We start from the raw sequence: 12,528 nt of genomic DNA on the forward strand, positions 1-12,528 counted from the left end.
CGGACCGACGTGAGGACCCGATGGCAGCCATAGACGAGAGCAGTGCTCTCGGCCTGCTCGACGAAGAGATCCGCACGGAGTTCGGCGACCGGGCCCGCTTCTCGGCGGGGCCCGCCGGGTCGCCGCGCACGCTGGTGGACGTCTTCGACGCGTCCGTGCGGGCCCACCCGGACGAGCCCGCGCTGGACGACGGTACGACGTGTCTCAGCTACCGGGCGCTGGCCGGTGAGGTCGAGCGGGTGCGGCGGCGGCTGGCCGAGGCCGGGGTCGGGCTCGGGGACCGGGTCGGGGTGCGGGTGCCGTCGGGGACCAACGAGCTGTACGTCGCGATCCTCGCCGTGCTCGCCGCCGGTGCCGCCTACGTCCCCGTCGACGCCGAGGACCCGGACGAGCGGGCCGAGCTGGTGTTCGGGGAGGCGGACGTACGGGCGGTCGTCGGGGCCGGGTGCGCCATCAGCGTGCAGGGCGACGCCGGCGGCTCCGCTGCCGCGCGGCCCGGGACCGGGCACGACGCGTGGATCATCTTCACCTCCGGGTCGACCGGGAAGCCCAAGGGCGTCGCCGTCTCGCACCGCAGCGCCGCCGCGTTCGTGGACGCGGAGGCCGCCCTGTTCCTGACCGAGGAGCCGATCGGGCCCGGGGACCGGGTCATGGCCGGGCTGTCCGTCGCCTTCGACGCGTCCTGCGAGGAGATGTGGCTGGCGTGGCGGTACGGCGCCTGTCTGGTGCCGGTGCCCCGGTCGCAGGTCAGGAGCGGTGCCGATCTGGGCCCGTGGCTGGTCGAGCAGGAGATCACGGTCGTGTCCACGGTGCCGACGCTGGCCGCGCTGTGGGAGCCCGAGACCCTGAACGACGTACGGCTGCTGATCTTCGGCGGTGAGGCCTGCCCGCCCGAGCTGGCGCAGCGGCTGGTCACCGAGGGGCGCGAGGTGTGGAACACCTACGGGCCGACCGAGGCGACCGTCGTGGCCTGTGCCGCCCTGCTGACCGGCGAGGAGCCGATCCGGATCGGGCTGCCGCTGAACGGCTGGGAGCTCGCCGTCGTCGACGACGGCGGTGAGCCCGTGGCCATGGGCGACAGCGGGCAGCTCGTGATCGGCGGGGTCGGGCTCGCGCGGTATATCGACGCCGAGAAGGACGCGGAGAAGTACGCGCCGCTCCAGTCGCTGGGCTGGGAGCGGGCCTACCGGAGCGGGGACCTGGTCAAGGCCGAGCCCGAGGGGCTGGTCTTCCTCGGGCGGGCGGACGAGCAGATCAAGCTCGGCGGGCGGCGGATCGAGCTGGGCGAGGTGGATGCCGCGCTCCAGGCGCTGCCGGGCGTCGCGGGGGCCGCCGCCGCCGTGCGCACCGCCCGCAGCGGCAATCAGCTGCTCGTCGGCTACGTCGTCACGCAGGACGGCTGGGACCACGCGGCCGCCGTCGAGAAGCTGCGCGCCGCGCTGCCCGCCGCGCTCGTACCGCTGCTCGCGCCCGTCGCCGAGCTGCCGACCCGGACGTCCGGGAAGGTGGACCGGGGCGCCCTGCCCTGGCCGCTGGAGGGCGTCGAGACGCCCAAGGCCGATCTGTACGGCACCGAGGCCTGGCTCGCCGAGCAGTGGACCGAGGTGCTGGGCATCCCGGTGACCGGCGCCGGCGACGACTTCTTCGCGATCGGCGGCGGCAGCCTCGCCGCCGCCCAGCTCACCACCCGGCTGCGCACCCGCTACCCGAGCGCGGCCGTCCTCGACATCTACCAGCAGCCGACCCTGCGCAAGCTGGCCCGGCGGCTGGAGCAGTCGGTGCAGGACGACGGCGGCACGCGGACCGTGGCTCCGGTTCCCGTCCGCGCCCAGGTCGTCCAGCTGCTGCTGCTCCTTCCGCTGTTCACGCTGCTCGGGCTGCGCTGGACGCTCGTGCTGGCCGCCGTCGGCAACGTGCTGCCGGGGTACGCCTGGCTGCCGACCGCCCCCTGGTGGCTCCTCGGCGCCGGCGCGCTGCTGTTCTTCACACCGCCCGGCCGGATCGCGCTCGCGGCGGGCGGGGCGCGACTGCTGCTGCGCGGGCTCGCACCCGGGCGGTATCCGCGCGGCGGGAGCGTGCATCTGCGGCTGTGGGCGGCCGAGCGGCTGGCCGAGTTCAGCGGGGCGACCACGCTGACCGGTTCCTGGCTGGAGCGGTACGCGCGGGCGCTGGGCGCCAGGATCGGGCCGGACGTGGACCTGCACTCGCTGCCGCCGGTCACCGGCATGCTCAGGCTGGGGCGTGGCGCGGCCGTGGAGTCCGAGGTCGACCTGACCGGGTACTGGCTGGACGGCGACCGGCTGGAGGTCGGCCCGGTCAGGGTCGGCGCGCACGCCACCGTCGGCACCCGCAGCATGCTCTTCCCGGGCGCCCGCGTCGGCAAGCGCGCCGAGGTGGCCCCCGGGTCGGCGGTCAGCGGGCAGATCCCGACCGGCCAGCGCTGGGCGGGCGCGCCCGCGGTGAAGCTGGGCAAGGCCAAGCGCAACTGGCCCAAGGAGCGCCCGCAGCGGGGCACGTACTGGCGGGTGATGTACGGCCTGACCGGGCTCGCGCTGAGCGCGCTGCCGCTGGTCGCGGGCGTGGCCGCGCTGCTGGTCGCCGGGCTCTTCGTGGCGCCGGGCGGCTCCGCGGGCCGGGCCCTGCGCGGGGCCGCGGAGGCCCTGGTCCCGGCCACGCTGGCCTACGGGCTGGCGTACGCGCTGCTGATCCTGGTCGCCGTACGGTCGCTGAGCCTCGGCCTGCGCGAGGGCACGCATCCGACGCACAGCCGGATCGGCTGGCAGGCGTGGACCGTGACACAGCTGATGGACCGCGCGCGCGAGACGCTGTTCCCGCTGTACGCAGGGCTGGTCACGCCGGTGTGGCTGCGCCTGCTCGGGATGCGGATCGGGCGGGGCGCCGAGGTGTCGACCGTGCTGGCGCTGCCGAGCCTGACCACTGTCGGCGACGGGGCGTTCCTCGCCGACGACACGCTGACCGCGCCGTACGAGCTGGGCGGTGGCTGGGTGCGGATCGGGCGCGCGGAGATCGGGCGGCGGGCGTTCCTCGGGAACTCCGGGATGACGGCGCCGGGGCGCAGCGTGCCGGACGGCGGGCTGGTCGGGGTGCTGTCGGCGACGCCGAAGAAGGCGAAGAAGGGCACCTCGTACCTGGGGCTGCCGCCGGTGAAGCTGCCGCGCAGCGCCGCCGACGGGGACCAGAGCCGTACGTACGAGCCGCCCGCCCGGCTGCTGTGGGCGCGGGCTCTGGTGGAGCTGTGCCGGATCGTGCCGGTGCTGTGCTCGGCGGCGCTGGCCGCGGCGACGGTGGCGGCGCTGTGCGCGCTGGGCGTGTGGGCGTGGGCGCTGTCGGGCGCCGTGCTGCTGCTGGCCGGTGGCGTCGCGGCCCTCGGGTCGGTCGTCGCGAAGTGGGCGCTGGTGGGGCGGCACCGCACCGGTGAGCATCCGCTGTGGAGCTCCTTCGTGTGGCGCGACGAGCTGGCGGACACCTTCGTCGAGGTGCTGGCGGTGCCGTGGCTGGCCGGTTCCGTGCCGGGGACGCCGGTGATGACGGCGTGGCTGCGCGGGCTCGGGGCGCGCATCGGCCGGGGTGTGTGGGTGGAGAGCTACTGGCTGCCGGAGGCGGACCTGGTGACGCTGGAGGACGCCGCCACCGTGAACCGCGGCTGTGTGCTCCAGACACACCTCTTCCATGACCGGATCTTGCGGACGGATACTGTGGTTCTCCGTGAGGGCGCCACACTGGGTCCTGGCGGGATCGTGCTGCCCGGCAGCACGGTCGGGGCCCGTACGACCCTGGGTCCCGCGTCGCTCGTCATGGCCGCGGAGTCCGTCCCGGACGACACCCGCTGGCTCGGCAACCCGATCGAGGCATGGCGTCCGTGACCGCGGGCCTCTCGGCGTCGGTGAACGGTGCGCCGGCGCAGCGGAGTGGTGGCACAGCGCAGGGAGCGGACACAGCAGTGGCAGTTCAGCAGTCGGCCGGCCCGGACCCCTACTTCCCGGACAACGGTGACGCACGGTACCGGGTGCATCGCTACGAGCTGGCGCTGGACTACCGGCCCGGCCCCAACCGGCTGGCCGGCACGGCCCGGATCAACGCCATCGCGGGCCGGTCGCCGCTGACCGAGTTCCAGCTCAACCTGGCCGACTTCAGGATCGGCCGGCTCCGGGTGGACGGCCGCCAGCCGCACTGGACGCATCGCGGCGGCCGGCTGCGGATCAAGCCCGCCAAGCCGGTCCGGGCCGGGGCCGCGTTCACCGTCGAGGTGCACTGGTCCGGCAACCCGAAGCCGGTGGCCAGCCCCTGGGGCGGGCTCGGCTGGGAGGAGCTGGCGGACGGGGCGCTGGTGGCGAGCCAGCCGACCGGCGCGCCGTCCTGGTACCCGTGCAACGACCGGCCCGCCGACAAGGCGTCGTACCTGATCTCGGTGACGACGCCGTCGGCGTACGCGGTGGTCGCGGGCGGGCGGCTGCTGACCCGGACGACGAAGGCGTCCACGACCACGTGGGTGTACGAGCAGTCCGCGCCCACGTCCAGCTATCTCGTGGGTCTCGCGATCGGCAAGTTCCAGACGGTGCTGCTGGGCGATCCGGGTCCGGGCGGGGTGCCGCAGCACGGGCACATCCCGGCGCACCTGCTCCCGGAGTTCTCCCGGGACTTCGCGCGGCAGCCCGCGATGATGGAGCTGTTCCAGGAGCTGTTCGGGCCGTACCCGTTCGACGAGTACGCGGTCGCGGTGACCGAGGAGGAGCTCGATGTGCCCGTCGAGGCGCAGGGGTTGTCGCTGTTCGGCGCCAACCACGTGGACGGCGCCCGGGGTTCGGAGCGGCTGGTGGCGCACGAGCTGGCGCACCAGTGGTTCGGCAACTGCGTGTCGGTGGCGGACTGGCGGCACATCTGGCTGAACGAGGGTTTCGCCAAGTACGCGGAATGGCTGTGGTCCGAGCGTTCGGGCGGCCGCAGCGCCCAGCAACTGGCTGCCACGGCACACCAGTTGCTGGCCACGCTGCCGCAGGATCTGCGGCTGGCCGATCCGGGGCGCCGGTCGCTGTTCGACGACCGGGTCTACGAGCGCGGCGGTCTGACCCTGCACGCGGTGCGCTGCGCGCTGGGCGACGAGGCGTTCTTCCGCATGCTGCGCGACTGGGTGCGGCTGCACCGCAGCGGCACGGTGACGACGGCCGCGTTCGCCGAGCACGTGGCCCGGTTCGCGGACGAGCCGACGGCCGGGCTGTTCGAGGCGTGGGTGTACGGGGCGAAGCTGCCGCCGCTGCCGGTGCTCGCCAGGCCGCTGCCCGGGCAAGCTCCCTAGACTTGAGGGGTGGCCCGGCCCAACGAGGAGGTCGAGGCGCTCCTGCGGGAGTACGCGGACCTCGTCTCGATCACGGGAGGCGACGCCTTCAAGGCGCGCGCCTACGAGAAGGCGGCGCGTGCCATCGGCGGGTATCCGACGGACATCGCCACGCTGGACCTCGCCGGTCTGCGGGAGATCCCGAACGTGGGCCGGTCGATCGCAGAGAAGGTCGCCGAGTACCTCCGCACGGGGAAGATGGCCGTGGTCGAGGAGCGGCGGGCGAAGATCCCGGCCGGGGTCCGGGAGCTGACCGCGATCCCCGGCCTCGGCCCGAAGAAGGCGCTGCGGCTCTACGAGGACCTGCACATCGCGTCGGTGAGCGAGCTGGCCGCGGCGATCGAGGCGGACGCGCTGGCCGATCTGAAGGGCTTCGGCGAGAAGACGCAGGACAACATCCGGCACGGCATCGAGCTGCTCCGGCAGGCGGGCGCCCGGGTCCCGCTGTCGCTGGCCCTGGAGACAGCCGAGGAGATCGTCGGCGAGTTGTCCGCGGTGACCGGGTGCAGGCGCTGTGCGTACGCCGGTTCGCTGCGCCGGATGCGGGAGACCGTCGGCGACCTGGACGTCCTGGTCGCGGCGAAGCGGTCGGAGCCGTTCATGGCGGCGCTGTGCGCGCTGCCGGCCACGGCCGAGGTGATCGCACGGGGCACGAAGAAGACGTCGGTGCGCACCGCGAAGGGGCTCCAGGTGGACCTGCGGGTGGTGCCGCCGGAGTCGTGGGGTGCCGCGCTGCAGTACTTCACCGGTTCCAAGGCGCACAACATCCGCACCCGGACCATCGCCGTGCACCAGGGGCTGAAGCTGTCGGAGTACGGCCTGTTCGACGCGGACAGCGGTGCGTCGCTGGCCTCCCGTACCGAGGAGGAGGTGTACGCCCGGCTCGGGCTGCCGTGGATCCCGCCGACGCTGCGGGAGGACCGCGGGGAGATCGAGGCGGGCCTGCACGGCGAGCTGCCCGAGGTGGTGACGGAGAAGGACATCCGCGGTGATCTGCACACCCACACCGACCTCACCGACGGACTGGCCCCGCTGGAGGAGATGGTGGCGGCGGCCGCGGCGCGCGGCTACGCGTACTACGCGGTCACCGATCACGCGCCCGACCTGTACATGCAGCGCATGACCGACGAGAAGATCCTCGCCCAGCGGGAGCGGCTGCGGGAGCTGGACGGCGGCCGGCGGAGGATGCGGCTGCTGCACGGCACGGAGCTGAACATCGGCCCGGACGGCGCGGTGGACTGGCCGGACGATTTCCTGGCGGGCTTCGACCTGTGCGTGGCCTCGCTGCACTCGCACTTCGACCTGGGCCGCGGGGCGATGACGAAGCGGCTGCTGCGGGCCGTGGAGAACCCGTACGTGAACATCCTCGGGCACCCCACGACCCGGCTGATCGGCCGGAGGCGCGGGGTCGACGCCGACTGGGACGAGGTGTTCGCGGCGTGCGCGCGCACCGGCACCGCGCTGGAGGTCAACTCCCAGCCGGACCGGCTGGACCTGCGGGACGAGGACATCCTGCGCGCCCGCGAGCACGGGGTGCGGTTCGCCGTGAACACCGACGCGCACGCCGTCCCGCATCTCGCCGCGTTGCGCTACGGCATCGGCACCGCGCAGCGCGGCTGGCTGACCGGCGAGGACGTGATCAACACGTGGCCGCTGACGAAGCTGCGGACGTTCCTGCGCAAGGGGCGGTGAGGAGGCTCATTCCCATTTCCGGTCCATCCACAGCGGCGACAGTTCCTCCATGTCGGCCGCTCCCACGGCCTTCATGTCCCCGTCGGCCGCGCGCAGCAGGATCCGGCCCATGGCGATCAGCGCCCGCCCGGCGGCGAGTTCGTCGCCGATCTCCGGTACGTCGGGGTCGTACGGGCTGCGGCGGGCCTCCGCCCGGCTCTCCAGAACGTTGTCCCCGGTGTCCAGCACGATCCGGGCCGTGGTGTCCGGGTCGTGCTCGGACAGATACAGGTTCAGCCGCCACTCCTTGACGGCCGGGGGACGGCCCCGCATGGAATCGGTCATCGCCCGCCTCGCCTTCCTGCACCGCGCGTCGCCCTTCCACTGTGCACCCGACCCGAAGCGGCCGCCTCTCCTCGGCCGGGCAGAATATGGCCCATGACCTCGCGCACGTGCCCCTGCGGACTCCCCGGGACCTACGACGACTGCTGCGGCCGCCTCCATCGGGGGACCGCCGGCGCGCCGACGGCCGAGGCGCTGATGCGGTCGCGGTACAGCGCGTTCGTGCGGGGGGACGCGGGGTACCTGCTGCGCACCTGGCATCCCCGGACCCGGCCGGAGCGGCTGGAGCTGGATCCGCGGATGCGGTGGACGGGGCTGGAGATCCTGGACAGCACCGACGGGTCCGCGTTCCACACGACGGGCACGGTGACGTTCCGCGCCTGCTACCGGGGCGGTTCGCTGCACGAGCGCAGCCGTTTCGAGCGGGTCGACGGGGCGTGGGTGTACGTCGACGGGGACTTTCTCGACTGACGCGGTCAGGGCGCGAGGATGTCCAGTTCCTGGAGGGCGCCCATGGTGATCTGCCGGGTCAGTTCCTCCGCGCGGGCCGCGTCGCCCTCACGGACGGCCTCCGCGACCTGTACGTGCAGGGTGACGGCCGCCGGGTCGGGGTCCTCGAACATGACCTCGTGATGGGTGCGCCCGGCCAGCACCTCCGCGACGACGTCGCCGAGGCGGGCGAACATCTCGTTGCCCGAGGCCGTGAGGATCACGCGGTGGAAGGCCATGTCGTGGATCAGGTAGCCCTCCAGCTGGTGGCCGCGTGAGTTGGCGACCATGCCGAGGGCGCACTCGGTGAGTTCGGCGCACTGCCCGGCCGTCGCGTGCCGCGCGGCGAGGCCCGCCGCGACGGGTTCGACCGCGGAGCGCAGCACGGTCAGCGAGCGCAGCTGGTGGGGGCGGTCGGCGCCCGCGAGGCGCCAGCGGATGACCTGCGGGTCGTAGACGTTCCACTCGCACTTGGGGCGGACGGTCACGCCGACCCGGCGGCGGGACTCGACCAGGTGCATCGATTCGAGCACGCGGACCGCCTCGCGCATCACGGAGCGTGACACCTCGAAGTGCTGGGCGAGTTCGTCCGTCCGCAGGACGCTGCCCGGGGGGTACTCGCCCCCGGTGATGGCGGGTCCGAGGGAGTCCAGTACATGGCCGTGCAGCCCCCGGCCCGGTGTGCTCATGCACTCAGCGTACGGCCTGGATCACCGACCGAAAAAGTCAGACTTATATGTCACACACTCTTGAATTCGTCGTACCTAATGAGTTTCAGTGTGGCGACGCCGATGTGGCGTCGGATGTCGAGGAAGACAGCGAGGCAGTAATGCGTACCCCCCAGGTCGTCGTCGTGATGGGCGTCGCGGGGACGGGCAAGACCACCATCGGTCCCTTGCTCGCCGCGCGGCTGGGCGTTCCGTACGCCGAGGGCGACGACTTCCATCCGCCGGCCAACATCGCCAAGATGTCGGCCGGGACCCCGCTGGAGGACGCCGACCGGTGGCCGTGGCTGGACGCCATCGGGCACTGGGCTCACGGGCGGGCCGGACTGGGCGGGGTGGTCAGCAGCTCGGCGCTGAAGCGGTCGTACCGCGACCGGCTTCGGGCCGCCGCCCCCGGGATCGTGTTCGTGCACCTCACGGGCGACCGGAAGCTGATCGAGGACCGGATGGGCCACCGCCAGGGCCACTTCATGCCGACCGCGCTGCTGGACTCCCAGTTCGCCACGCTCCAGCCCCTGGAGCCGGACGAGGCCGGTGTCGCCGTGGACGTCAGCGGCGGCCCCGAGGAGATCACCGAGCGCGCCGTACGGGCGCTGGCCGCCCTCCCCGCCGCCGCGTGAGGCCCGCGTTACCCACGCCTTCGCGTGACCCCCGCATCCGTGCAACCCCCGCCCCGGCGGGACACCCCCGAAAAGTCCCCGTAACCGCAAGGGAACCCCCGTGACCAGACTCAGCGTCGAGATGCTGGCAGCGGACGCGCCTCCGCCGATCACCTCCGCAGGACACGCCCAGCTGGGCATCGCCGTCCTCGTGGGCATCGCCGTGATCGTCCTGCTCATCACCAAGTTCAAGCTCCATGCCTTCCTGGCGCTGACCATCGGGTCGCTGGCGCTCGGGGCCGCTGCCGGGGCACCCCTCGACAAGACGATCACCAGCTTCACCACCGGGCTCGGCTCCACGGTGGCCAGTGTGGGTGTCCTGATCGCGCTCGGGGCGATCCTGGGCAAGCTGCTGGCCGACTCCGGCGGTGCCGACCAGATCGTCGACACGATCCTCGCCAAGGCGGGCGGGCGCGCCATGCCGTGGGCGATGGTGCTCATCGCCTCCGTGGTCGGCCTGCCGCTGTTCTTCGAGATCGGCATCGTGCTGCTGATCCCGGTCGTGCTGATGGTCGCCAAGCGCGGCAACTACTCCCTGATGCGCATCGGCATCCCGGCTCTGGCCGGTCTGTCCGTGATGCACGGCCTGATCCCGCCGCACCCCGGCCCGCTGGTCGCGATCGCCGCGGTCAAGGCCAACCTGGGCGTGACCCTGGCGCTCGGCATCGTGGTCGCGATCCCGACGGTGATCATCGCCGGTCCGCTGTTCTCCAGGGTCGCGGCCCGCTGGGTGGACGTCCAGGCGCCCGACCGGATGCTGCCGCAGCGCCCCTCGGAGGAGCTGGAGAACCGTCCCGGCTTCGGCGCGACGCTCGCCACCGTGCTGCTGCCCGTCGTGCTGATGCTGGCCAAGGCGCTGGTGGACATCGTCGTGGACGACCCGGCGAACCGGACCCAGCGGGTCTTCGACGTCATCGGCTCCCCGCTGATCGCCCTGCTCGCCGCCGTGATCACCGGATTCTTCACGCTGGGCCGGGCCGCCGGGTTCGGCAAGGACCGGCTCCAGCAGACGGTCGAGAAGGGCCTGATGCCGATCGCCGGCATCCTGCTGATCGTCGGCGCGGGCGGCGGCTTCAAGCAGACGCTGATCGACTCCGGGGTGGGCCAGATGATCCTGGACATCTCCAGGAACTGGTCGATCCCGGCGCTCCTGCTGGCCTGGCTGATCGCGGTCGTGATCCGGCTGGCGACGGGTTCGGCGACGGTCGCGACCGTGTCGGCGGCGGGACTCGCGGCTCCGCTGGCGGCCGGCATGTCGACCACCCACACCGCCCTGCTGGTCCTCGCCATCGGCGCCGGCTCGCTCTTCTTCAGCCATGTCAACGACGCCGGCTTCTGGCTGGTGAAGGAGTACTTCGGGCTGGACGTCGGGCAGACCGTCAAGACCTGGTCGGCCATGGAGACGATCCTCTCGGTGGTGGCCGGCGGTCTGGTCCTGCTGCTCTCACTGATCATCTAGGGGTACGGCGATGACGGCTCACCCGCTCTTCGACATCAGCGGCCGTACGGCCCTGGTCACCGGCGCCGGCCGGGGCATCGGACTCGCCCTGGCCCGAGGCCTGGCCGAGGCCGGCTGCACGGTCGTCCTCAACGGACGCGACGCCGGCCGCCTCACCACAGCGGCGGCACAGCTGCCCGGGCACGGGGACCGGATCCACACGGCGGTGTTCGACGTGACCGACGGCGCCTCGGTGGCCGCCGGGATCGCGGACGTCGAGGAGCGGGTGGGCCCGCTCGACATCCTGGTGAACAACGCGGGCATGCAACTGCGCGCCCCCCTGCTGGAGTTCGCGGACGCCGACTGGCACCGGATCCTGGACACCAACCTCACCGGCCCGTTCCTCGTCGGGCGCGAGGCCGCCCGACGGATGACCGAACGCGGCCACGGCAAGATCATCAACATCTGCTCGCTGCAGAGCGAGGTCGTCCGCCCCGGCATCGCGCCGTACGCGGCGACCAAGGGCGCGCTGAAGATGCTCACCAAGGGCATGTGCGCGGACTGGGGGCCGTACGGCGTCCAGGTCAACGGGCTCGGCCCGGGCTACATCGAGACCGAGCTGACCCGGCCCCTGGTGGACGACGAGGAGTTCGACGCATGGGTGCGCCGGCGCACCCCGGCCGGCCGCTGGGGCCGCACGGAGGACCTGGTGGGCGGCGTGCTCTTCCTGGCCTCGCCCGCGGCCGACTTCGTGAGCGGGCAGATCCTGTACGTCGACGGCGGCATGACGAGCGTCCTGTAGAAAGGACCGGTGGCCATGCTGGGTTGTGTCATCCACGGCGCGGGCGACCTGCGGGTCGCGGAGCTGCCGATGCCGGTCCCCGGGCCCGGCGAGGCCCTCGTCGCCGTCCGCTACGGCGGCATCTGCGGCTCCGATCTGCACTACTGGCGGCACGGCGGGGTCGGTGACTTCCGGCTCCGGGAGCCGATGGTGCTCGGGCACGAGGTGGTCGGCACCGTGGTGTCCTACGGCGCCGGGGCCACGGGTCCCGCGCCGGGTACGGCGGTCGCCGTGCACCCCGCCACGCCGTGCGGGCACTGCCCGGAGTGCGCGGACGGGCGGGCGAACGTCTGCCGGGACACCCGGTACCTGGGCAGCGCGGCCCGCTTCCCGCATGTGCAGGGCGGGTTCGCGGCCCACGTGGCCGTTCCCGCCGATCAGTTGAGGAAACTTCCGGACGGGCTCGGGCTGCGGCGGGCCGCGCTCGCGGAGCCGTTGTCGGTGGCACTGCACGCGGTGCGGCGGGCCGGGGACGTCACGGGCCGGCATGTGCTGGTGACCGGGGCCGGGCCGATCGGGTGCCTGGTGGTCGCGGCGGCGAAGGCGGCCGGCGCGGCGCGGGTGACGGTGACCGACCTGCTGCCGGAGGCACTGCGGTACGCGGCCGTCGCCGGAGCCGACGCGCTCGTGCGGGCCGACGACCGGGACGACGCCGGATGGCCGGACGAGGCGTACGAGGCGGACACAGCCGTCGAGGCGTCGGGGGCCGCGGCCGGGCTCGACACCTGTCTGCGGCGCGTGCGGCGCGGGGGCGTGGTCGTCCAGCTCGGGATGCTGCCGCCGGGCCGCAGCCCGTTCGCCGGGAACCTGCTGGTGAGCCGGGAGATCGAGCTGCGGGGCGCGTTCCGTTTCGGTGCCGAGTTCGACGACGCGCTGGAACTGCTCGCCGCGCGCGGGGAGTTCGACGGACTGATCAGTCGCGTGGTTCCCGTGGCGGACGCCGAGGAGGCGTTCGCGCTGGCCGCCGACCGGAGCCGGTCCTGCAAGGTGCTGCTGGAGTTCTGAGCGGA

10 protein-coding genes are annotated in these 12,528 nt (G+C 73.1%); 8 read left to right on the forward strand and 2 right to left on the reverse strand.

The genetic code is table 11. The features are described from left to right. Positions 1-20 precede the first annotated feature (20 nt). The 3 genes from AC4OXY_RS14735 (at position 21) to polX (ending at position 7,045) form a co-directional block, all read left to right on the forward strand. Positions 21-3,884, forward strand: a complete 3,864-nt coding sequence (locus tag AC4OXY_RS14735; RefSeq protein WP_491994032.1) for a Pls/PosA family non-ribosomal peptide synthetase — start codon at positions 21-23, stop codon at positions 3,882-3,884. A 77-nt stretch (positions 3,885-3,961) separates the two neighbouring features. After that, positions 3,962-5,314, forward strand: a complete 1,353-nt coding sequence (locus tag AC4OXY_RS14740) for a M1 family metallopeptidase (protein ID WP_356022427.1) — start codon at positions 3,962-3,964, stop codon at positions 5,312-5,314. 9 nt (positions 5,315-5,323) lie between these two features. Continuing rightward, positions 5,324-7,045: a DNA polymerase/3'-5' exonuclease PolX gene (gene polX, locus AC4OXY_RS14745; protein WP_356022429.1), complete on the forward strand. Its 1,722-nt coding sequence runs from the start codon at positions 5,324-5,326 to the stop codon at positions 7,043-7,045. Between the two features lie 6 nt (positions 7,046-7,051). Here polX and AC4OXY_RS14750 read toward each other — a convergent pair whose 3' ends face one another. After that, positions 7,052-7,369 (reverse strand): dsRBD fold-containing protein, encoded by a 318-nt coding sequence (locus AC4OXY_RS14750; RefSeq protein ID WP_356022431.1) that lies wholly within the window; start codon positions 7,367-7,369, stop codon positions 7,052-7,054. A 93-nt stretch (positions 7,370-7,462) separates the two neighbouring features. Here AC4OXY_RS14750 and AC4OXY_RS14755 point away from each other — a divergent pair, with 93 nt between their 5' ends. Further along, positions 7,463-7,837, forward strand: a complete 375-nt coding sequence (locus AC4OXY_RS14755; RefSeq protein WP_356022434.1) for a YchJ family protein — start codon at positions 7,463-7,465, stop codon at positions 7,835-7,837. 5 nt (positions 7,838-7,842) lie between these two features. On the opposite strand, the gene AC4OXY_RS14760 is transcribed toward AC4OXY_RS14755, so the two are convergent. Next, positions 7,843-8,544, reverse strand: a complete 702-nt coding sequence (locus tag AC4OXY_RS14760) for a FadR/GntR family transcriptional regulator (protein ID WP_356022436.1) — start codon at positions 8,542-8,544, stop codon at positions 7,843-7,845. 140 nt (positions 8,545-8,684) lie between these two features. Here AC4OXY_RS14760 and AC4OXY_RS14765 point away from each other — a divergent pair, with 140 nt between their 5' ends. The 4 genes from AC4OXY_RS14765 to AC4OXY_RS14780 all read left to right on the forward strand — a co-directional run bounded on the left by AC4OXY_RS14765 (position 8,685) and on the right by AC4OXY_RS14780 (position 12,523). Beyond that, on the forward strand, positions 8,685-9,200 hold the full coding sequence (locus AC4OXY_RS14765) for a gluconokinase (RefSeq protein ID WP_356022439.1): 516 nt from the start codon (positions 8,685-8,687) through the stop codon (positions 9,198-9,200). Positions 9,201-9,300: 100 nt separating this feature from the next. Further along, entirely contained in the window at positions 9,301-10,698 is a 1,398-nt protein-coding gene (locus tag AC4OXY_RS14770; RefSeq protein ID WP_356022441.1) for a GntT/GntP/DsdX family permease, read from the forward strand. A gap of 10 nt (positions 10,699-10,708) precedes the next feature. Continuing rightward, positions 10,709-11,479: an SDR family oxidoreductase gene (locus tag AC4OXY_RS14775; protein WP_491994033.1), complete on the forward strand. Its 771-nt coding sequence runs from the start codon at positions 10,709-10,711 to the stop codon at positions 11,477-11,479. Between the two features lie 15 nt (positions 11,480-11,494). Continuing rightward, on the forward strand, positions 11,495-12,523 hold the full coding sequence (locus tag AC4OXY_RS14780) for an L-idonate 5-dehydrogenase (RefSeq protein WP_356022447.1): 1,029 nt from the start codon (positions 11,495-11,497) through the stop codon (positions 12,521-12,523). Positions 12,524-12,528: the final 5 nt, after the last annotated feature.

The sequence above is a fragment of the Streptomyces sp. HUAS MG56 genome, from assembly GCF_058673395.1.

Coding starts and splice junctions, on each gene's coding strand:
- AC4OXY_RS14755 (WP_356022434.1), top strand. CDS start 7,463: ATGACCTCGCGCACGTGCCCCTGCGGACTCCCCGGGACCTACGACGAC.
- AC4OXY_RS14780 (WP_356022447.1), top strand. CDS start 11,495: ATGCTGGGTTGTGTCATCCACGGCGCGGGCGACCTGCGGGTCGCGGAG.
- AC4OXY_RS14735 (WP_491994032.1), top strand. CDS start 21: ATGGCAGCCATAGACGAGAGCAGTGCTCTCGGCCTGCTCGACGAAGAG.
- AC4OXY_RS14760 (WP_356022436.1), bottom strand. CDS start 8,544: ATGAGCACACCGGGCCGGGGGCTGCACGGCCATGTACTGGACTCCCTC.
- AC4OXY_RS14775 (WP_491994033.1), top strand. CDS start 10,709: ATGACGGCTCACCCGCTCTTCGACATCAGCGGCCGTACGGCCCTGGTC.
- AC4OXY_RS14750 (WP_356022431.1), bottom strand. CDS start 7,369: ATGACCGATTCCATGCGGGGCCGTCCCCCGGCCGTCAAGGAGTGGCGG.
- AC4OXY_RS14765 (WP_356022439.1), top strand. CDS start 8,685: ATGCGTACCCCCCAGGTCGTCGTCGTGATGGGCGTCGCGGGGACGGGC.